The sequence below is a fragment of the Metabacillus sediminilitoris genome (assembly GCF_009720625.1).
Taxonomy (GTDB): Bacteria; Bacillota; Bacilli; order Bacillales; family Bacillaceae; genus Metabacillus; species Metabacillus sediminilitoris.
The window spans coordinates 5,204,993-5,226,806 of record NZ_CP046266.1 but is presented as its reverse complement, the minus strand read 5'-3'; the positions used below and the strand labels follow the sequence as shown (position 1 = coordinate 5,226,806).

Here is a 21,814-nt window from a genome sequence, read left to right as displayed (position 1 = left end):
ATTGGAACTTATTAAGGTAGTAGAAAGGGTATGATGATATGATTCAACCAATCTTTTTAACTCCTGTGTTCCAAGAACGGATCTGGGGTGGAACAAGATTAAAGGATATATTTAACTACGATATCCCATCGAGTACGACGGGCGAGTGCTGGGCGATTTCTGCCCATCCAAATGGGCAAAGTACGGTAACAAACGGGAAATACAAAGGAAGCACATTATGTGAACTTTGGAATGATCATCGTGAATTGTTTGGAAGGATGGAAGGTGATCGTTTTCCTTTATTAACAAAAGTGTTAGATGCAAATGACAATTTATCTGTGCAGGTTCACCCAGATGATCAATACGCAAAAGAGTGTGAAAACGGTGAAATAGGCAAGACAGAATGCTGGTATATTATCGATTGTGAAGACGATGCTGAAATCATTCTCGGTCACAATGCTCGTTCAAAAGAAGAGTTAGTAAGCATGATTAAACATAATAAGTGGAACGAGTTATTAACGAGAAAGAAAATAAAGCCTGGTGACTTTTTCTATGTGCCAAGTGGTTCGATTCATGCATTATGCAATGGGACTCTAGTCTTAGAAACTCAACAAAGCTCAGATACAACCTATCGTGTCTATGATTATGACCGCCGTGATCACAATGGAAATTTACGTGAACTTCATTTAGAGAAAGCAATTGAAGTAACGACTACTCCTCATCGAATAAGAAAAGTTGACCCTATCATTCATAAAATAAACACTTCTACAATTACAACTTTTGTTGAAGAACAATATTTTACTGTCTCTAAGTGGCACGTTTATTCCCGTTTAGAAATGATTCAAGATAAACCATTTATGTCAGTAAGTTTGATTGATGGAAAAGGTAAGTTAACTGTGAATCATGATAGTTATCTACTAAATAAGGGGCAGCATTTTATCTTACCAAACAATATGGGAGCCTTTGTGTTAGAGGGAAATATGCAAATGATTGTCTCACATCCTTAAATAGGATAGCTAATAGTGAAAGTAACTCAAATTTTAAGAATAAAATGTTGGGGGAGAATTATGATGCTATTTGGGGCAATTGAAGCAGGAGGGACAAAATTTGTTTGTGGGATAGGCAGGGAAAATGGACAGATTTATGACCGGGTAAGCTTTCCAACCACTACACCTCAAGAAACAATGAAACAAGTTGTATCTTTCTTTAGCCAGAAAAACATCGAAGCGATCGGAATCGGCTCATTTGGTCCTATTGATCTTAATAAAGACAGTACAACTTATGGATACATCACAAGTACACCAAAACCTTATTGGAACAACTTTGACTTCATTGGTGAAATAAAAAAACATTTTTCAGTTCCTATCAGTTTTGACACAGATGTAAACGGTGCAGCCCTTGGTGAAAGTAAATGGGGAGCCGCAAAAGGGCTGGATAGCTGCATCTATATAACAGTTGGTACTGGGATAGGAGTTGGCGCAATGACAGAAGGTCAACTTCTTCATGGCCTCCTTCATCCAGAAATGGGCCATATCTTGATAAGAAGACATCCTGAGGATCGTTTTGAAGGATGCTGCCCATACCATCGAGATTGTTTAGAGGGAATGGCTTCAGGTCCATCGCTAGAAAAAAGATGGGGCAAAGCAGGATTGGAACTCTTCAATAACGAAAAGGTCTGGGAAATAGAATCTTATTATTTAGCACAGGCGATTGCTAATTATATCTTAATTCTCTCACCTAAAAAGGTTATTTTAGGTGGTGGGGTCATGAAACAAGAACAACTCTTTCCTTTGATACGAAAAGAAGTAGTAAAACTATTAAACGGTTATATACAAGCAAACGAGATTTTAGATGATATTGACTCTTATATCGTTCCTCCAGGTCTAGGTGATAATGCTGGATTAGCAGGGGCAATTGCACTTGCTCAGAACAGCCTTATTGAAATGAGGCATCTGTAAGTTGTATGTATTAAGGGTCGCAGACTTTAATAAAAAGAAATAGAACATAAGGATGGCTTCAGGTATTGAACTGAGGTCTTTTTTTGAAAAGTAAAGAAAGTATAAGTTCTTTCTGCTTCGTTTTATTGTCTAGCGCAAGCTGAAGGCACGAGGTTAAAGAAACGTATCTAGCATATTTTGAAATACTTCGAAATAAAGTAAAAGGAGAGTCAGTCATTAATATGATTAGCTCTCCTTTTTGGATGACAAAAATCTGTTGGATGAATAGTAGGAGAAGGCTTCCTCTGTTAAAATATACCTATACCTGTTTCATCAGGATAGCTTTTTTTATTAAATGATCTTGTGTGATATAGTAGCTGTGGAGGGATGATATGATGATTAGTGAAAAACTAGTAACGGGCTTAATAAAACAGATGAACTATGAGTTTTACTCTGCACATGCATATCTAGGAATGGCTGCTTATTGTTCAGCTGAGAGCTTAGATGGTTTTGCAAATTTCTTTCTAGTACAAGCTGAAGAGGAGCGCTTTCATGCGATGAAGTTTTATAACTTCATTAATGATATGGGGGAGCGTGCAATCGTAGAGGGCTTTCCTGCTCCACATAATGGTTTTGATTCCGTACTAGAAGTATTCGAAAAAGGGTTAGAACATGAGAAAGAGGTTACTCGACGTATTTATGAACTTGCTGATATTGCCTTAGATGAGCGTGAGCATGCGACAATGACGTTTTTGAAGTGGTTTATTGAAGAACAAGTTGAAGAGGAAGCAACATTCGATAATCTTATTCAGAAATTAAAGCGTATTGATACAGATAGTAACGCCTTTTTTATGCTTGATAGTGAACTGGGAAAACGGACATTCGCTTCAGAAGCTTAGAGTTTGGGTGCCAGTCACCATCCAAATTTTATACTTAGTTAAAGAGTCAGTAGAGTAGGAGAAGGATAAATAGTAAAAGGCTCATACTTAATAGGATGAGTCTCAGGCTGTCGAGAAACCTTGGCAGCCTTTAATTTCCCTTAAATACTTTAATCATTCACTGCGTTCATTTTATATCATATATGTAATAATAATGGGTCTGTGAAGAGGATACTTGTTGTATACTCCAATCTGCTAGTAGGCAAATACAAACAAAAATGTACATTCTAAAACAATCAAAATTTTACATAACTTTATTGACATTTATACTCAGGAAAGCAGAATTCAGTACTTAGCTTTATAGAAGTAAAAGATAAAAACGTGTTATATGCTGAATTTTATAAAAGGAATGAGGCGAAGACCCCAATACAAAAAGGCTAGGATGAGGCCGTATCCTAGCCTTTTTGTATACCATAAAATCGATTCCGGTGAAAAAATCGAATGAAATGTAATCAGAATTTTAAACAAATGTAATCAGAAATTTGAACAAATGAAAATAAGTTATGGGATAATGACTACTTCAAGACGGGCTCTGAATATTATGCAAGTTTTTTTTACCTTCAAGAGCCGAATGTGTGTCCATATACTGTAAAAGTTATGGGAGCTAAGTTTAAAACTTGTTTAAGTTAATTTGTTATTACGGTTTAGGTGGTGCAAAGTTTGGGAGAGTCGAAAAAGAAAAGAAAAAGAGTCAGAGTAAGATGGGGAAGAGTATTTGGAGCGCTTCTTCTTCTGTGTATCTTTATTATTGGGGTATATAGTGTTTATCAGTACATACAAGGAACAGTAGAAGCTAACAATAAATCATTTAAAAATGATAAAGGAAACTATTCTTTTCAAGGGAAGAATGATGAAATAGGTGCCGTAAACGTTCTTTTATTAGGAAGTGACTCTAGAGGGGAAAAACAGGCTCGAACTGATACGATTATGGTTGCACATTATGATCAACGTACTCATACGGTTAAACTTATTTCTTTTATGCGTGATATGTATACCTCTATACCTGGACATGGGAAGGGAAAATTAAATGCGGCTTATGCATATGGAGGTCCAGAATTATTGAGGGAAACCATTACAGAAAATTTTAATTTAGATATTAATTATTATGCTATTGTAGATTTTAAAGGATTCGAAGAAGCAGTAGATATCCTCGTTCCAGATGGAATTCAAGTAGATGTACCACATGTGATGTCTTCTGGTATTGGAATGGAGTTAGAGAAAGGTAAGCAGATACTTCATGGAAAAGAGTTGTTAGGATATGTCCGTTTTCGTCAAGATCGTTTGAGTGACTTCGGCCGAGTACAAAGACAACAAGAAGTTGTTTCAAAGATAATGGAAGAATCTATAAGTATTGATAATGTGGCGAAACTCCCTAAGCTATTGGGTATATTGAATTCATATGTTAATACAAATATGGATACTTCTACACTGTTTACTATCGGAAAAGACATTGTAACAAAGAAAAGTGGAGATTTAGAGACTTTACGCATCCCTGAAGATGGCACTTTTCAAAATAAACGCTATGAGGATAATGGTGAAGTATTAGAGGTGGACTTTCAACAAAATAAGGAAGCTCTCAAAGAGTTTTTAGTAGGCGAATAATGATAGTGTTGGTCATAATGAAGTAGAAAAATCAAATGGGGGTTGATTTCAGCATTAGTCTATAAAATTCATTCATAAATTCCTCAAAGCACTACAGAAACAACTTTATCCCATTCTCAGGCGGGCAGTAATACTCCTACTTCAAGATTCGAGAGAAACAAAGAAGATAAGTGGGAGATGACTGCCCGTAAAGATCCGACGAGCGATAGACGTTCAAAGATCAGGCAAAACATAAGGACGTGGCGTTTTATGCGTGATAAGTTTCGCTAACCAACAGTGGGGATGAAGAAAACCCCCACTGTTGGAAGTCTCACTTTATTTTAACCCCGTCCTTACTAAGGAACGGGGTTATGAGTGTTTGAGGTTTTAAAATTAAATAACATTCCATCGATAATGAGTGAAGTTCACATTAATAACTGTTTGGAATAGTGAGTTAATAGTCAAAAAATATCAGAATAAAAGTTATCAGTATGTCCAAGTTTACTAGATTTCTTGCACCAGAACCTTAAATTCTATTGTATTAAGTTATTTTGGAAGTAACCGTCTTCAGTTCCAAAAATAGTCGTTTAAGGAACTATTTTATCAGGTTCATGTTGTTGATCTTATTGGTTTTTAGGAGGAATGCGAATTCAGACATTGTTAACAGTAAGTGTAAAAATGTAATAATCTGTTCATCGTCTATTCATATAAGAGGTATATTATAAGGATGTCAAAAAGAGATTGGAGGAGTTAATGATGAACCTCGCGTGGAAAGAAATGAAGAAAAATAAAGTAAGATTTTTGATATTAGGTTCAATTGTTTTTCTTGTTAGTTTACTAACTTTTATTATTTCAGGTTTAGCAAATGGATTATCACAAGACAATGCTTCATTAATTAAAAATTTACCAAACGGACAATTTTATATGAATGCAGATGCAAACGAAACCTATAATCTGTCGAGAATAGATAGCAGTATCCAGGAAAAACTGCTAAACGATCAGAAAGATGCTGTAGCACTATCAATTCAAATGGGCTTTTTGAATGATAAGAATGGCAAACAACAAAGCGTTGCTTTTGTCACCTCAACAAATTCAAAATTGTTTAATGATGTCAAAGCCGGGGAGATCATATTGGATCGCTCAATGGAGGATATAGGGATAAAAGTTGGAGATATTTTAACGAACAATCAATTTAGTGGCGAGTTTATTGTAAAAGGTTTTGTCGACCAAAAGAAATTCAGCCATGCACCTGTCGCTTTTATTAGTTTAGAGGACTACAAAGAAATTTATCGGGTAGATGAAATGCAATTCGTTTTCATACCAGGAGGAGATTCTTCTCAAGAATTTACGGGGTTACAATCATTTTCAAAGCAAGATTTTCTCAATACGATTCCAAGTTATAATGCAGAACAGATGTCTTTAAATATGATTGTTTGGTTTTTAGTTGTCATTAGTGGAATGTTGTTTGCCATCTTTTTCTACATGATGAACGTTCAAAAAATTGGTTTGTACGGTATTTTAAAAGCAATTGGTCTAAAAACAAGTAGATTATTTAAAATGATGTGGACACAAATGATTTTTATTACAGTAACTTCACTTGCTTTGGCTATTGCACTTAGTCAAGTCTTTACTATGATTGCACCTGAAGAAATGCCCTTTAATTTAACCATTGAAACAACAGCGCAATTGTCTCTAGTATTCCTACTTATCGGATTTATTGGAGCTACACTCTCAGGTATACAAATAAAAAAGGTCGAACCATTAAAAGCGATCCAACAAGGGGAGATTTAATATGTCAATATTTACAATTGATAAAGTTAGAAAAACGTTTACTAATGGGGAAGTAAAAGAAGAAATACTAAGAGGAATTAATCTTTCTCTTAGAGAAGGTGAGGTAACAGCATTAGTGGGTGCATCAGGTTCTGGTAAAAGCACGCTGCTTACAATAGCTGCGGGACTTCAACCTACATCAGATGGCCAAGTCATATTCGAAGGCAAAAATATGACGACCATGAGTTCAGAGCAAATTCGAAAAATACGAGCAAGTAAATTTGGTTTTGTCTTTCAATTTGCACATCTTGTTCCTTTTCTCACAGTAGAAGAACAACTAATGCTAATGCTGGATGTTTCTGAATCGAAATTAAAGAAACATGAACAAAAAAGAGAAGCTAATAGAATTCTGCAATTAGTTGGGATGGACCATCGGAAACATGCTTATCCCTCTTTATTATCAGGTGGGGAGAAACAGAGAGTTGCAATTGCTCGTGCAATCATTCATAAGCCCAAAGTTCTCTTCGCAGACGAACCAACTGCTAGTTTAGATTCGAAAAGGTCTAAAGATGTTATGTCATTAATCAAAGATTTAACGAAAACATTAAACATTACTACCCTAATGGTTACACATGACGAAGAAATGCTTTCTTACGCTGATCATATCATTAAAATGAGTGATGGTCTAATTGCATAATGAAGATTCAACCTTAGAGCCTTAGGAAATTATGCTTTTTAATATAAAAGTAGCCCTGCCATATGCGCTAGGCTATTTTTTATATACAGTTTTATTATTGATGTAATTCGTTTAAATTTTATATTATAGTGGACAACATAAAAAAACTGAAGCTTTAGATATATTTCTAATTTTTACCTATAGGAGTAACCATTATGACGAATATTCTAATTGTTGATGACGATATCAATATTTTAAAGCTTGTAAATATCCATTTATCTGAACAAGGTTATAAAGTATTCAAAGCAAAAGACGGAATCGAAGCTTTGGAGATCCTTAATAAGGAAAGATGCAGTTTGGCAGTTGTTGATGTGATGATGCCTTTTATGGATGGCTATACATTAACGAAAGAGATTCGAAATCATTATCATATCCCGGTCATCCTTTTAACAGCTAAAAATCAAATCGAGGATAAGGAACAAGGATTTCAAGCAGGTACGGACGATTATCTTGTTAAACCATTTGAACTGAAAGAATTAAGCTTTCGTATAAAAGCATTGTTGCGGCGATATGATCATCAACCAGATGAATCTATTCTTCGCATAGGCAGGACAACGATAAACAAAAAAAGCTATGAAGTTAAGATCGGAGACCGAACGATCCTTTTACCATTAAAGGAGTTTGAACTTTTGTATTTTCTCATGTCAAAACCTATGCAAGTGTTTTCCAGAGACCACCTGATTGAACATATTTGGGGGTTAGATTATGAAGGGGATGAACGAACGGTAGATGTTCATATAAAAAGGTTAAGAGAACGTTTTTCTAAATTGACGGATGATTTTCACATTAAAACAATACGCGGGGTTGGATATTCACTGGAGGCAAAACGCGAATGAAATCTCTTTATGTAAAATTTGTTGCAATTACGATTGGAATCATGATTTTTAGTAGTATTTTTGCCTTTTTAATATCCAATACGTATTATCAGCAAAAATTAAAACCCTATAACGATCAAAAAATCACAAAAATTGCACAATCGATCGCTATGTTTACTGACGAGCACCCTCATATGAACTTGAAAGAGTACTTAGAACACATTTCAGCAATTGGATATCAAATTTATCTGGTGGACAATGCTGGAGAAGAGTCTTTTTTTGGCGCAGCATTTAGGGATAAAAGTCTTTCTGTTTCAATGAAAGAGTATGTATTAAACGGCAATACTTATCATGGTATTCTTCATTTTCCACAAAAAACGTTTGTAACAGGCTTCTTTGCAAATGAACTGAAGAATACAATTGGTGTTCCATTAACATATAACGGAAAAAATTACGCTCTGTTCCTCAGGCCGGATATTAAACTCCTTTTTAATGAGATGCATTTTTTATTTGGGTGGCTACTTGCATTCACGATTATTTTGAGCATCGTTATGGTGGTTTTTAGTACCAAATATTTAGTAAAGCCAATTTCAAAATTAACAACAGCCACAAAATCACTCTCCAATGGTGATTTCAATGTTGAACTCGATATTACTCGTCATGATGAGTTAGGAGAACTTTCACATAGCTTTTTACGAATGGCAAGAAAATTAGAACAAATGGATGACATAAGAAAGGAGTTCATCTCGAACATTTCTCATGATATTCAGTCACCTCTATCCAATATAAAAGGATATACAAACCTATTGGAAAATGAATCAATAAGTCTAGAAGAAAGAGGTCAATACGTTTCAATCATTAATGATGAAATTAGAAGGCTGTCGACTTTAACCAAACAATTATTACTTCTAGCCTCATTAGATCGTAATGATGATATGATGAAAAAAAAGCCATTCAATGTCGGTCAGCAAATTAAGGAATTGATACGAAATTATCAATGGCTATTAAGTGAAAAAGGCATAATGCTTAGCTACTCCTTACCAGATACAGAAATGATCGGTGATCCATCTTTGCTCAATACGGTTTGGGATAACCTATTAACAAATGCCATTAAATATAATAAACCTGATGGTACTATTGAAATATTGCTTGAAGTAAAAGGAGAATCGATAGTAGTAACGTTCAAAGATACAGGAATAGGATTGAATCATACAGAAATAGAAAGGATATTCGATCGCTTTTATCGGGCAGATACCGCACGTACACGAACAATCGAGGGAACAGGACTTGGTTTATCAATTGTTTGGACCATTATCAAATTGCATGATGGTCATATTAATGTGAATAGTAAAGAAAAGGAAGGAACTACGTTTATTGTTGAGTTACCTGTTAATTAGTAATACTACAATTTGTCATTCATTGCCGATTGAATTGCAATCGGTAATGAATGACTCTTTTTTTGTAAATGTTTTTATTCATCTTCTGTTCATATTTATGGAGTAAATTATAGAAGAACATGAGAAAGGTACTTATTTATAAATTAAGTCGAGGAGGATTTTGTTATTATGAATAAAAATAGTCAAATACTGCTGGTATTATTGGTATAATAGGAGCGATATTGGGGGCACATATGGCTGGTTCAGGTTCGTATGCATTCTGTCCCATTCATGCACATATCCTCGTCGTTGGTTGGTTAAGCCTTTTTGCATGTGCGGTTTATTATAAGGTTTTCCAAATATCACTCTGCTTTTGAATCTTCATAGTTTTCAGCACCAACTATATGGCAAAGTTTTCGTTTTATTTCATTCGATATCAAGTTAACCAACCTCCAATTTTTATAGTAAAAAGATACGTTTGACCATGTTATAGAAGTGTTACAAACTCAACCAATTATAGCCAGGTAATCCAATAGAAGCTAAATTATTTAATAATTCAATTTTACCAGGACAGATTTTAATAAAACAAAGATCTGTAAATAGGAAATGATTAAAAATAAATAGTTCATTAGAAATTAGTAAGTTAAAAATCTCATTTCAATACGTTATGATTTACCTTGTTTATCCACGAATTATCTATCTAAGTAACTATATATTCTTAATATAACTATGGACTTTAATCCTATTGTGTATGCAGTTATACTTTAAAATAGTAAGATGGTTAGTTGTAAATAAAAATAAGACCTTCATCCTACTTTTTTTTACAAAAACAATAATTAGATGTAACTTAAACTACATATTGGATCAATATTTCTTATCTAAAATAATTAGTGAAACGTTTCGATTTAATTTAATTTAGATAGGAGATGTAAAACATGAACAGAAAATTATTAGCAGGTGCTTCGATTGCATTTACGTTATTATTTAGTCCGTTGCACCAAACATTTGCACATGAATCAACAGGGGATACGAGAAAGGTTGATAATGTTGCACACCGTGGTGCTTCAGCATATGCGCCGGAAAACACAATTGCTGCGTTTGATAAAGCAGTAGAAATGAAAGCAGATTACATTGAAATCGACGTTCAACGAAGCAAGGATGGCGAATTGGTTCTTATTCATGATACTACTGTTGACCGCACAACTGACGGTACAGGAAAAGTAGGCGATTTAACGTTTGAAGAGCTGAAAAGCCTTGATGCAGGAAGCTGGAAGGGCGAGGAATTTACTGGAGAAAAAATCCCGACATTTGATGAAATTCTTGATCGCTATCATGGTAAGATCGGCATTTTAATTGAGTTAAAGGCTCCAGAGCTTTACCCGGGGATTGAAGAGAGTGTCGCTCAGGAATTGAAGGAACGGAATCTAGATAAACCGCAAAATGGAAAAATTATTATTCAATCCTTTAACTTTGAATCTATGAAACTTACGAATGAACTGCTCCCGAATGTTCCGATCGGTGTTTTAACAGGTTCGCCATTAGACACAACAAAGGAAGCATTAGAGGAGTTTTCTACCTATGCTGACTACTTTAATCCACACTATGGAATTGTGACAAAAGATTTAGTTAATCAAGTTCACACACTTGGAATGAAAATTTCATCTTGGACTGTTCGTAGCCAAGAGGCAGCTGATTTCCTTTTTGAAATGGGAGTAGACGCTATTATTACCGATTATCCTGATTATGTGGATCCTAGAAATTAACACTTAAAGAGAGGTAGTGAGACTGGCTCCAATGGTGAGCTGGTCTCTCTCTTCTATAATAGGTTATCGAACAACAAATTTTAGTGCTGGCAGAAAAATGATATTTGATAAAATGAAAAATTGTTAGTTGAATTAATAGTTCTTAAGTTATAAGAGATTAATAAATGAACTGTTTAAATTTATCTTACGATCAAACCCATACTTAATAGGAATTAATATTTTAAATTATGATCAAGTGGCCTAACAGAGACTTTCAGTTTGTTAATAGGGACAATAAGTAGATAAATGGTTTGGTAAAATCTCTTATTTTTAAAAAGATATAAAATTAAGAATTAATTAAAAAGAGGTAGTTGTAGTAGGACGTAGTGGCTCTAGAAAGAGTACAATAATTCGTTCTATCAATAATTCGGAAGCGATTACAAGTGTGAGGTAGTTGTTAATGATCTTAATATCAATGATTCCAAGATTAATATCAATAGTAAAGTAGGAAGTTGGGTTGGCATTCCAACATATTAATTTATATCCTATTCTGCTGGTATCGTAAGAAATAAGAGGGAATAGGGGGACTCTCCCCCAAAAAAAGTCTGGGTGATAACTTAGGCCTGTTTTTTATGGGTTCATTAGAAAGACATAGGTAAATGATCCTGATAGTAAAAAAATGCTTACTAATGTTGGAGGTTTATGGTAAAATGTTGGTGAAACGTTTCGATAGACATATAAATTAGATCTGAAAGGGGTAAATGATGAAAAAAGCAAAGATCGTCAGTTTACTTTTTGTGTTTTGTTTAGTGACAAATTTGGTTATTACAAATATGGTTTCAGCCACTGATTATGAAAAAGATAGAGCTTTACAAGTTGAATTGGAAGCGATTGCAAAGAAAACATATAAATACTTTCAGGATCATACCGATCCAAATACAGGTTTGACATATGATGAGGTGCGCTTCACTGAAGAAGGAAAAACAGAAGCAAGGCATACATCACCGACGAATATTGGAATGGATATGATGAGCACTGTTTCAGCACAACAGATGGGGCTGATTACAGAAGCTGAAGCAGTTAAAAGAATAAAGGTGACATTAAATACGTTAGAAGAGCTTGAAAAATGGAATGGCCTTTTTTATAACTGGTACAATACAGGGGACGGTTCCATAAAAAAAGATTGGGGACAATTTATCTCTCAAGTAGACAATGGCTGGCTTTCAGCGGGTTTAATCGTAGTCGGACAAGCTTATGAGGAATTGTATGATCAAACCAGCAGGCTAGTCGACAACATGAATTATACGACCTTATATGATCCTGAGGTTGGCCAGTTCCGCGGCGGCTATGATGTGGCAAAAGGGAAGTTAACTGACCATCATTATGGCTTGTTTTATACTGAGCCCCGAGTGGCAAGTTATATTTCTATTGGAAAAGGGGACGTACCAGAAGAGCACTGGTGGAAGATGTATCGAACCATGCCAAAAGAGTGGGACTGGCAAGCTCAAATTCCACAAGGAAACGATGTTCAATATGACGATGTGACAGTGTTCGAAGGTCATTATGTTTACAATGGCCAGAAGTTTGTTCCTAGTTGGGGCGGAAGCATGTTTGAAGGCCTAATGCCTGGAATTGTTTTAAAAGAAAAAGAGCTTGGGACAAAAGCATTAGGCTTGAATAATAAACGTCATGTAGAGCTTCAAATTGCATATGCAAAAGAAAAAGGATACGCTGCATGGGGATTTTCACCAGCAGCAACACCAACTGGCTACAGCGAGTTTGCGGCAACGCCACTTGGTACTTCAGGGTATAAGGATGGAGCCACTGTTACTGCACATGCTACTTTCTTAGCTTTAGACTATGCACCAGAAGCGGTTCAGAAAAACATCAAGGCATTAAAAGACTTTAATATGTATGGGAAGTATGGATTCTTCGATTCAGTGAATGTAGAGACCGGAGAACTTGCAAAAGCATATCTCGCACTTGATCAAGGAATGATCATGGTCTCAATTGCCAATTTTGTAAATGATGGTGTCATTCGTGACTATTTTCATAGCGACCCAATTGGTAAAAAGCCAGAAGAGTTGTTAGAAAAAGAAGTTTTCTCGATTCAATAGTCAGCATAAATTGTGGGGCTAAGGCACTTTATACTGAAAAATAGTTTTCAATATTTTATGTAAAATGTAATCTAGTGACAAAGCTTACATAATCTCGTATTATGATGTCTGTTATCGAAACGTTTCACCTTTAAAATATGTAATAATTTACTTAAGTTCGAAAGGACGACCATATATGAACGATTTTCAAAACAATCTCCACTATTTAAGCAATTGTATAGATGACCACCGTTCAACGATGTATGAATTGGTCAATAATAAAGGTTTTACACATCCAGATGTACTAAAAATCAGTCAAAAAATAGATAGGAAAATCATTTTGCTGCAAAAATTAATGGTTGTTTCAGGCTCTTAAATAAAAAAATCCAGCCCCTAAAGCTGGATTTTTATTTATATATTTGTTACTGATTCCCCTTCAATAACAGTAACATAAATTCGTTCATGTTCAACCGGTTCATTAGCGATCAGTTTAAGTAATTGCTCCGAACCGACAGCTCCCCATCTCCATTTAGAGTAATCAATTGTTGCTAAACGGGGATGGACGTAATTAGAAACTTCTATATTATCAAAGCCGATAATGTGAATATCTTTTCCAACTTTATAATCCGTATTTGAAAGATAGTCATAAATACCGATCGCCATTTCGTCATTTAAGCAAAAAACAGCAACTGGTTGGTTGGATTCCTCGAGAATTTGTTTGGCCGCTTTTTCACCAGATGACTTAATAAAATTCCCTTCAATTTCAGTGAAATCAATATCTGGATGCCTGCTGGCCGCTTGTCTGACTGCATTTAATCTTTGGATCGAATCATAGGTACCTTTTGGACCTGTTAGAACGTAAATCTTGCGATGGCCTTTATCAATTAAATGATTAATAGCAAGGGTAGCCCCAGCCTTATTATCGAGTAACACTTGACTAATATTAGGATGGTCCAGCTCCCGATCTAATACCACCAATTTATGACCCAAATCCGCATATTGAAGCAATTCTTCATCAGAGAGTGTTTCATCTAAAATAATTGCACCATCAATCATTCGCTCCGGCAGAAATAAATGCGAGCGCTTTCCGCTGCAGACGATGAGTTCATAGCCTTTTTGACTTAGTGTTTCACGCATTCCCTGAAGGAGTTGTCCGTAAAAAGCACCACTATAGTCTGTTAAAAATACCCCTAATATTTTAGTTTCCCGTTTTTTTAGATTTCGTGCAGCCGCATTTGGGATATAGTTTAATTCCTTGGCAATTGCCAAAATTCTAGCAGAGGTTTCTTGTGTCACTTTTGGGTTGCCGTTTAATGCATAAGACACTGTTGAAATGGACACACCTGCTTTTTTTGCAATATCTTTTATACTAACCACGTTCGATCTCTCCTATCTATCCTTTGGCCATTTCTTATATTATACTGTTTTTTTAGCTAACCTATATTAGATCGATGCAATTCTCTTTAAATTGGTCAGGAAAAGAGATCCTAAATAGCAATCAGGCGGCCAAATGGGCCGCCGCCATTATATAAAAATTTCGATCTTATTCGTAGGTTTAGTCAAAAGCTGCTCCAGATCTTGATTTGAAATGATTAATCCTCCACTTCGGTAACGATTTGATACCGTTTCTGTAGAAACAGGATGACCATTTATTAACACTTTTTTTACCTTAAGACCTTGAAGGTGATAACTAAACACAAGGGAATGATTCATATACTGATAATGAAATTCCAGTCCGTTTAATTTTTCAGGTAATACCGGGTCAATTACAAGATTCCCATTATCCTGCCTAATTCCTAAACAATTGGAAATGAGTTGATTCATATAAATTCCTGGACCGCTAGAATAAATGCGCCAGCCACCTTTTACAGGAACCGAACCAGTAAGCAGCTTATTAAAATTTTCACCAGCTTCATAACGAGTGTTAAATTTACCATCTGAGCTGCTGAAATAAGCATTGCTTTGCCTGCGTTCAGCATTTGAAACCACTTCTTGGATTCCAATCGGGTTGATCATTAATAAACCATTCCAGACTTCATCGACTTTTCCCAGCTTCGCCATAGCTTCTACATAGCGAATATGTGCATGCACATATTGAAGGCCTATTTCACGGCCAAAATTCGCTGCCTGCTCAGCTCGTTTAAAGTTCGTACTAACACCGCCATGATAATTTGCTGGCTTATTCATTAAACGGACACCATCTGGGCAAAAAAGGTTTTCTTTTATTATGTGATAATGACCTTCCGCTTGTTCTGGTGTCAGCAACTCACTAATCATGCTGCGTGTCATCGGGAGGAGACGGTAATCGATCCCAGTCTTTGAGTCTGTTGGATGAAGCATAAGCTCAGGGTTATCAGAATATTCTAGATAAACAAATCCAGGAATGACATCTGACTGTAACATATATTTTGAAAAGTCTTCTTGAATCCCCTTTGCTAATTTCTCAAGTTCTATTGCATCTTGTTCATTTTTTTTTCGTAATACCTTTGAAAGCTGGTTAAAGACTTGGTAAGTTAATGAGACTGTCCAGCTGCTCACCATGTATTGCTTCAGCTGTGAGTTTGCCGGTTGTAGGGTATCGTCCCAATCACCATCACCATAGGAAGACAAGTACGTTTCATGCAAGAAATGGCTTTTAATATAAGCGATTTCCTTCTTTATATGGCTCAAGATTGTATAAGTATCTTCTGTAAATTGGTGATTGCTCCGTCTTGTATATGGTACTTTTTCATCCAAAATGCTAAAATCATTTGTTACAGATAAATAGTCACTTACAACTTTTAATGGCCAGACAATAATATCACCGTGACTTTCTTCAGCCTTGATCGTAAAGTATTTATCAAACATGAACCATTGCGGCCAGTTTCCATCGTCCTCAAATTGATGGGAATAGACTGTTTTTATAATTTCACGAACTGTATCGTATTTCTGAGTAGCCATAAAATATTCTGTCGGTCCTTGACATACATCCCGTGTTCCCCACGCTGCCCCGCCATATTGTTCAAGTCCATGAGGTACGGAATAGTGCACGAGCATATTATGTGTATACCACCAGGCTAAAGCGTTCACTTTTTCCAGTTCTTCAGTTGGTTGGCCATTTTGCTGCAATCGGAAACCATTCATGACTGATTTGAAAAACAATCGATAGCGCTCAATTTCTGTTTCCATTTCACGCTCTATAAATGGGATATGACCTCCATGTAATAAACCTTGAATAGACATCGTCCAGTTGCTTGCCTCATTAATCTCAAGAACAATAAGAGAAGCAGCATGAGGGACGATGTTCGTTGCAAATAGGCTTTCATCCTTCATCGATACCTTTGCACCTGTCACTTTCAGGTGATAGCTCAGGTTAGGGTAATGTGAAGCATTCATTGCTGATCCGTCTGCATAAAACGAAAAATGATCTTCTGTTTCGGCTACATGGAAAGGTGTCTCATACTCATTTCCATTCATTGTTACCTGGTTTGTTACAAGGTAACGGTATTTTTTGCCGCTTGTTGCTTGAATGGTGAGATGTATTTCAGGCGAATCAACGATTGTGTAATTTGTGACAATGATTAATTCATTATTTGCTTTGTAATACCAACGGGCATAGTTAAACCCAAGCTCAAACATAGATGGCATTGTTAAGAGATGGAACTTTCCATCTAATTCGATATAAATTCGTTGTCCAGCTGTTTTCATTATATTTAATGCATTTCGGGTATTTGAAAGCATTTTATTAAAGGAAGTATTTCCTACAACAAGCTGTGAATTAAATACTCCATAAATATGCGAGGTAGTCGTCAGGACAGTTTCTATGTTTTGAACATTTTGCCCTGACATTAAAATATGTCCATGCGGCCTTTCGACATATTGTTCCTTTTCTTTTAAAATGACATGCTCATGCTTATCAGTGAAAAATGATAAGAGAATGTTTCCATCCCATTCTTCTTGATGACGTTTGGGAAAGAAGCGATTAATTTCTTCCTGTGACATAGAAGATGCTTGAAATGGCTTGCCAATTCGATTTGAAATCCGTACCTTTTCTTTAGACTTCATTTCTTTAAAAGAGGTTTCCTGAACCAAATTCCATGCAGTAGCTATTTCTTCTGCAAACTCTGGTGAAGAAACGGCATCAGGATGATTTCCTTTAAATAATCCATAGAATACAAATTGAGCCTGTCCATTCAAACGGACTCGCTCTGATTGCAGGGCGGTATAAGCAAATTCATATTGATAGATTTCATTTGCAAGCATTTCTTTTTTTAACGCTTCAGGCTCATCGGTTTCTTTATAAGATAAGCCGAAAAACTGAAAGCCGTCTGTAGAAAAACCTATAGCCTTTGTTAGTGCCCCCTGTTGCATATATGGAAATTTGCCCTGTTGAGGCTGGTTTTGCCGTGAACATACGACATAACCTTTTTGAGCATCCTCGAAAACAATATGATCAATATATTGAGAAACATAGGCTTCATTTGTGCGAACCGCTCCTTTATCTGCGATTCCCAGATCTTGGCCATAAATAATATCAACTTCAACATTATTGCCTCCAACATTGATATTCCAAAACCAAATTCCTTGTTTAGTAAGAGTAAAAGTAACGGTATATTTAATATCTTCAACTAAGCCATCCCAAGTAACTTGTGATTCAGAATAGTGGACATTGCTGGCAGATTTAATTCCCAATAACGGATAAACCTGTATGCCAGTCTCTTTATGAAGACGCAAATATAAGTTGTTCAGCGAACCATCAATCGGGTTAGTCAGCAGCTGATTAATCATTGTTGTCTGATGAGATATTTCAAAAATGTCTCCGCTATTTAAAAACGTAAATAAAAGATCACCCGCATCTATTCGAAACTGTGTATCAGTCAAAGTGGTCATAGATAAATTCCTCATTTCTGTTATTTTACTAGTTGAAATGGTAATGCGAATACTTCATGGCTATTTGAACCAACATAAGCTTCGAAAGAGCCTGCATCGCTTGTGAATTCCATATTGGAATGATAATAACGCAATTGCTTCTCTGATAAGGTAAAGGTTACCTTCTTCGTTTCACCTGGCTGAAGCAAGATTTTTTTAAAGGCTTTTAGCTCTTTAAGCGGGCGGACAACTTCACCTGCTATATCACGAACATAAAGTTGAACAATTTCCTCTCCAGCCATTTTTCCGTTATTGGTAACTTCAATTGACACCTCTAACAATTGATCATGGGTCATAGGAGTGCCCGAAATTTTGGCATTGTTGTAGCTAAATGATGTATAGCTTAAACCGTAACCAAATGGAAGGAGCGGCTCGTTTGGTATATCCAAATATTTAGAAAAATAGTGATCCTTCGCTTCAGCAGGAGGTCTGCCAGTATTAAAACAGTTATAATATACCGGGATCTGTCCGACTGAATAAGGGAAAGACATTGTTAATTTTCCAGAAGGGTTGGCATCACCAAATAGCAAATCTGCAATGGCTGCACCGCCTTCAGTTCCTGGGTACCAAGCTTCTAACACTGCATCTGAGTGCTCAATAACACCATGTAAATCAAGTGGCCGCCCGTTAAATAAAACAGTTACAATTGGTTTCTGCGCTTGTTTCAATTTTTCTATTAAGTCAAGTTGCGCCTGTGGTAAACGGATATCTGCACGGCTGCAAGCTTCACCACTCATTCCTGAATGTTCTCCGAGTGCTAGAACAATCACATCAGAATTCTCGGCAATTTTTAGTGCTTCTTCATATTGTTTTGGTGAACTAGTTTCAATGTCACATCCATTAGAAACAAGAAGATGGGATGAATCTACTTTTTTCAAAATGCCGTCATATAACTGTACAGCCTCTTCTTTTGAACCTAGCCAAGACCATGGGCCTAAAATGTCCCTATTCTGAGCAAAAGGACCGATTAGGGCAACCTTTAGACCTTTATTAAGAGGGAGGACACCATCATTTTTTAATAACACACATGATTTTGTTGCAAGTTCGCGGGCTGCTTGGCGATGGTTTTCTGAAAGGATGATTTCTTTTTCCAGATCAATGTCTGCTCCACGAAATGGATCCTCAAATAATCCGAGCTTTTGTTTAAGGCGTAATATTCGAACGACCGCCTCGTCAAGTATTGATTCATTGACTTCTCCAGCATCAATCAACTGTCTTAAGTGATCAACATAGCAGGTTGTCATCATTTCAATATCAAGCCCAGCTTGAATAGCTTTTAACGCAGCTTCAGCCGAATCTTCTGCTACTCCATGTGGAATCATCTCTTTTACCGCTCCCCAGTCAGAAATAAGGATACCGTTGAAGCCCCACTCATCGCGAAGTAAATCCCGCATCAATTTTTTGTTTGCTGTTGCCGGAATCCCATCGACCGTATTAAAAGCGGTCATGACCATTTCGCAGCCTTCATCTAGTGCTGCTTTATATGCAGGTAAATAGGATTCATACATCTGGCGCTCAGACATATTCACTGTATTGTAATCTCTGCCGCCTTCGACAGCCCCATATGCAGCAAAATGTTTGACACAGGCAGCAACTCTGGTTTTGTCTTTTGTTAAATCCTTACCTTGGAAACCGCGAACAAACGCCCTTGCAAATTCGCTGTTTAAATATGGATCTTCACCCGTTGATTCCATCACTCTTCCCCAGCGTGGATCACGTACTAAATCAACCATCGGTGCAAATGTAACATGTACACCTGAAACAGATGCTTCATGAGCCGCAATTTCTGCACTTTTTTCAGCTAATTCCAAATCCCAGGAACAGCCAATAGCTAATGGAACAGGAAAGATGGTTTTAAAGCCATGAACAATATCAGCCATCATTAATAATGGAATCCCCAAACGAGAATCTTTTAAATGGGCTTGTTGAATATTCATAACTTCCTTTGCACCTGAAGCGCCAAGAACAGATCCGGTATTACGAATGTTTTCTTCAGAAACACCCATCTCGGCCATTGGACCGGTTATTTCTCCTTGGCTCTTAGATCCTTTAAAAAATGGGGTTGCCAGCTGTAATAATTGGGCAATTTTTTCTTCTAATGTCATTTGTTTTAATATAGAAGTAATTTGCTGGTCTCTCATCATAAATCCTCCAATTTGCTTATTTGCATTCTATGTTACTCTCCAGTCAGGTTTATAGAAACGTTTCGAATCGATATGAATCAAATTATAGACGCTTTCAAAAATGTAGTCAATTAATAATCGAAACGTTTCTCTGAATTTTTGGTAGGAAATGAAACAAATTATATGTATTTAATTGATATAGGGTAAACTTCTTCCGTATATTTTATTAAATTATAAAAAAATTATGTTGAAACCGATTACAAGTTATTTTATAATGTTATCGAAACGTTTCTATGAATCGAATCTCCATCAGGATAGTATTTCCGCAAGTAAAGAAACGTTTTTATGAAAAGATAATCGAAACGTTTCACTATAAGGGGGGAATAGGTTAATAGAAATAGATATATCTTTGAGGTGGATGAATGATTTACCTTGATAATAGGAAAAGTGTTTATTAAAAAAGTTAGATTAGGGGGATTACGAAATGAAAAATACCTTAGTTAAAAAAGCTGGCAAAAAAGTGGCGGCTATTGCATTAATTGGTTCTGTTATTTTTTCAGGGGCCCTAGCAGGCTGTTCAAATAATGAAAGTAATGCCGATTCTGATAAAACAACGATTAATGTTTGGGGCATGGGAGAAGAGGCAAAATCACTTCCCAAAATTGCTGAGCAATTTGAAAAAGAAAATCCCGAAATTGATGTGAAAGTACAAGCAATTCCTTGGGATACGGCACATGACAAATTATTAACAGCAGTTGCCTCCAAAAAGGGACCTGACGTCGTACAAATGGGTACAACTTGGATTCCTGAATTTGCTAGTGCTAATGCGTTAAAGGATTTAACTCCACATATGGAAGATTATCCAGAACTCCAAGCAAGCAATTTTTTCGAAGGTTCAGTAGAAACAACTAAATATGAAGATAAAGTAGTAGGTGTTCCTTGGTATGTTGATTCACGAGTTCTTTATTACCGTACCGATTTATTAGAAGAAGTTGGGTATAAGGAAGCACCAAATACATGGGAAGAACTTCGCGACGCTGCTAAAAAATTAGCTGAACGAGGAGAAGGTAAATATGGAATCAGTATTGATACAAAAGAGCAAACCTTAGGCTTCATGTTTGCCCGTCAAAATGGATCCATGTTGCTTGGTGAAGGAAATAAACCATTATTTAATGAAAAAGAATTTGTTGAGGCAGTATCTTATTTAAATGGCTTCTTTGAGGATGGCTCAACACCTAAACAAGATCTAGGTATTGATATTGTACAAGCATTTAAAGGTGAAGGAATTTTACCAATGTTTATTAGCGGTCCTTGGATGGTTAAATTAATTAACGATCAAGCTCCTGAATTAGAAGGGAAATGGGCTACAGCTGTTCTTCCTGCTAAAGAAAGTAACCTTTCTGCATTAGGCGGCTCGAATTTATCCATTTTTGAATACACAAAAAATGAAGAGGCTGCATTGAAATTCTTAGCGTATATGAGTAAGCCTGAAGTACAAATAGAATGGAAAGAAATGACGAATTCACTTCCGGCTAATAAAAAATCATGGGGAGACAAATCTTTACAAGGAAATGAGCAATACAAAACATTTGGCGAGCAAATGGAAAACTCTCAAGCAATGCCGGTAATTAAGGAATGGGAAGAAATTGCACAAACATTTCTAACAAGTTTCGAAAAAATCTATCGCGGCGGAGAAGATGTGCAAAAAGAGATGGATGCTTTCAATAAGAAAGCTCAAGAGATCTTAGCTGATTAAAATTTTTCAATAAGGATGACTAGCAGGGTTTCCTTGCTAGTTACCCAAATTTGTCCA

General features: G+C 36.1%; 15 protein-coding genes. 12 read left to right on the top strand and 3 right to left on the bottom strand.

Going from position 1 to position 21,814, the window contains the following annotated elements; genetic code table 11:
- Positions 1 to 38 precede the first annotated feature (38 nt).
- From manA to GMB29_RS25100, 11 genes are all read left to right on the top strand, one after another.
- Entirely contained in the window at positions 39 to 986 is a 948-nt protein-coding gene (gene manA, locus GMB29_RS25150) for a mannose-6-phosphate isomerase, class I (RefSeq protein ID WP_136352216.1), read from the top strand.
- 63 nt (positions 987 to 1,049) lie between these two features.
- Positions 1,050 to 1,937: an ROK family protein gene (locus tag GMB29_RS25145; protein ID WP_136352434.1), complete on the top strand. Its 888-nt coding sequence runs from the start codon at positions 1,050 to 1,052 to the stop codon at positions 1,935 to 1,937.
- 374 nt (positions 1,938 to 2,311) lie between these two features.
- The gene (locus GMB29_RS25140) at positions 2,312 to 2,815 is read left to right on the top strand and encodes a ferritin (protein ID WP_136352217.1); all 504 of its coding nucleotides are present in this window, start codon (positions 2,312 to 2,314) and stop codon (positions 2,813 to 2,815) included.
- A 699-nt stretch (positions 2,816 to 3,514) separates the two neighbouring features.
- Positions 3,515 to 4,456: an LCP family protein gene (locus GMB29_RS25135; protein WP_227551428.1), complete on the top strand. Its 942-nt coding sequence runs from the start codon at positions 3,515 to 3,517 to the stop codon at positions 4,454 to 4,456.
- A 735-nt stretch (positions 4,457 to 5,191) separates the two neighbouring features.
- A complete protein-coding gene (locus tag GMB29_RS25130) occupies positions 5,192 to 6,226 on the top strand; it encodes an ABC transporter permease (RefSeq protein ID WP_136352219.1) in 1,035 nt (344 codons plus the stop codon).
- 1 nt (position 6,227) lies between these two features.
- Positions 6,228 to 6,902, top strand: coding sequence for an ABC transporter ATP-binding protein (locus tag GMB29_RS25125; protein WP_136352220.1), 675 nt, complete (start codon positions 6,228 to 6,230; stop codon positions 6,900 to 6,902).
- Between the two features lie 194 nt (positions 6,903 to 7,096).
- Positions 7,097 to 7,777 carry a response regulator transcription factor gene (locus GMB29_RS25120; RefSeq protein ID WP_136352221.1) on the top strand — a complete coding sequence of 227 codons (681 nt, stop codon included), beginning with the start codon at positions 7,097 to 7,099 and terminating at the stop codon, positions 7,775 to 7,777.
- On the top strand, positions 7,774 to 9,153 hold the full coding sequence (locus GMB29_RS25115) for a sensor histidine kinase (protein WP_136352222.1): 1,380 nt from the start codon (positions 7,774 to 7,776) through the stop codon (positions 9,151 to 9,153). The genes GMB29_RS25120 and GMB29_RS25115 overlap by 4 nt, the downstream gene beginning before the upstream one ends.
- A gap of 914 nt (positions 9,154 to 10,067) precedes the next feature.
- A complete protein-coding gene (locus GMB29_RS25110; RefSeq protein ID WP_136352223.1) occupies positions 10,068 to 10,895 on the top strand; it encodes a glycerophosphodiester phosphodiesterase in 828 nt (275 codons plus the stop codon).
- A gap of 743 nt (positions 10,896 to 11,638) precedes the next feature.
- Positions 11,639 to 12,991, top strand: a complete 1,353-nt coding sequence (locus GMB29_RS25105; protein WP_136352224.1) for a glucoamylase family protein — start codon at positions 11,639 to 11,641, stop codon at positions 12,989 to 12,991.
- A gap of 175 nt (positions 12,992 to 13,166) precedes the next feature.
- On the top strand, positions 13,167 to 13,346 hold the full coding sequence (locus GMB29_RS25100) for an aspartyl-phosphate phosphatase Spo0E family protein (RefSeq protein ID WP_136352225.1): 180 nt from the start codon (positions 13,167 to 13,169) through the stop codon (positions 13,344 to 13,346).
- A 35-nt stretch (positions 13,347 to 13,381) separates the two neighbouring features.
- On the opposite strand, the gene GMB29_RS25095 is transcribed toward GMB29_RS25100, so the two are convergent.
- The 3 genes from GMB29_RS25095 to bglX form a co-directional block, all read right to left on the bottom strand.
- Positions 13,382 to 14,347 (bottom strand): LacI family DNA-binding transcriptional regulator, encoded by a 966-nt coding sequence (locus tag GMB29_RS25095; RefSeq protein ID WP_136352226.1) that lies wholly within the window; start codon positions 14,345 to 14,347, stop codon positions 13,382 to 13,384.
- Between the two features lie 147 nt (positions 14,348 to 14,494).
- Positions 14,495 to 17,839 (bottom strand): GH36-type glycosyl hydrolase domain-containing protein, encoded by a 3,345-nt coding sequence (locus tag GMB29_RS25090; protein WP_136352227.1) that lies wholly within the window; start codon positions 17,837 to 17,839, stop codon positions 14,495 to 14,497.
- Between the two features lie 20 nt (positions 17,840 to 17,859).
- Complete coding sequence (bglX, locus tag GMB29_RS25085; RefSeq protein WP_136352228.1) at positions 17,860 to 20,019, bottom strand: beta-glucosidase BglX; 2,160 nt, start codon at positions 20,017 to 20,019, stop codon at positions 17,860 to 17,862.
- A 466-nt stretch (positions 20,020 to 20,485) separates the two neighbouring features.
- Here bglX and GMB29_RS25080 point away from each other — a divergent pair, with 466 nt between their 5' ends.
- The gene (locus GMB29_RS25080) at positions 20,486 to 21,757 is read left to right on the top strand and encodes a sugar ABC transporter substrate-binding protein (RefSeq protein WP_136352229.1); all 1,272 of its coding nucleotides are present in this window, start codon (positions 20,486 to 20,488) and stop codon (positions 21,755 to 21,757) included.
- The last annotated feature ends 57 nt before the right edge of the window (positions 21,758 to 21,814 follow it).